The organism is Flavobacterium bomense (assembly GCF_003970355.1).
In genome coordinates this window covers 1-1,057 of the sequence record NZ_RYDJ01000271.1, presented here as the reverse complement: position 1 = coordinate 1,057, position 1,057 = coordinate 1, and the positions used below count along the sequence as shown (strand labels likewise).

The window sequence follows — 1,057 nt, the reverse complement described above, 5'->3', positions numbered from 1 at the left end:
ATAGAAGAAGTTCTTTATACACTGTTATGATTGAAACACCAAACATACCTTTTGCCGATTCGATAAAAAAATACTTTATAACAAGCAAAATTCCAGACAAATTTAACAACCATAATTTAGACAAAAGAGTTTTAGAAAACTTGCCAGGCAGCATCCCCGCCTCACCCCCTGCTCAATATTCTGGCAACGCCGCTTTATTTAGAATGGCATCTTCAAGTTCAAACACAGCCCTTTTATTGAATACCACATCGTCACCATACCTAAAAGAATATCAAGCCGAAAGAAAAAAACTTACAGATGAAGCAAAGGAAATTGGAGTTACTAAAAAAAATAAAATAACAGAATACATAGACAAAAGATTACAATTTGATAGCCAAAAATATCAAAAGGAACTTGTAGACCTTATGCCTCAAGAACTTAAAGACCAGATTAAAGAAACCCAAAAAGGCACAAATGACATTGCAAGAGAATTAGTTGCAAAATGGTTCGGCCGCTCGCCAAAAGGAGGATTCAATATGAATCTGATTAAATCAAGAGGAAATTATGATGCCTCAGTACTTGACATCGCAAAAGCTAGAGCAAGTAAAAGAGGTATAACTATGCTGGGCGACGCAGGTGAAGATTTAATTAAAAACACTTTTGTGTTAATAAACGAATTCAAATATACTGATAAAGAAGTAATAGCTAAAAAAACTAACAAATGGCTAAATATTGCCGCAACTGCAGCAAGTTACGCAGGTGTTCCTCAAGCCAATACAATTGCCACAGTAGCAACAGCTCTCTCGGTGGGCGTAACTATTGCTGGCAAAGGTTATATTGTTAAAACAAAAGCGCATTTGTATCGATTGGATTGGAATGAAGAGGTCTCTACAAAATTCTATAACGACTTTTGGGCAACAGACAAAAGTATAACTCCCGAAATGAAAAAAGCGTTTGATGAAACTGATATTTTTAATCTTGTTTATATAGGTTCTGACGATTCGTGGGCAGATGTACAATCTTCAATTTTTACCAATAAAACAGATCTAAAATTAGTTGAAAGAGCCACATTGAAAGC

1 pseudogene is annotated in these 1,057 nt (G+C 35.2%); it reads left to right on the top strand.

Features of this window, described 5'->3' with window-relative positions:
- Positions 1-26: 26 nt before the first annotated feature.
- Positions 27-1,057: pseudogene (locus EKL98_RS17235) on the top strand (hypothetical protein); the annotation flags it as partial.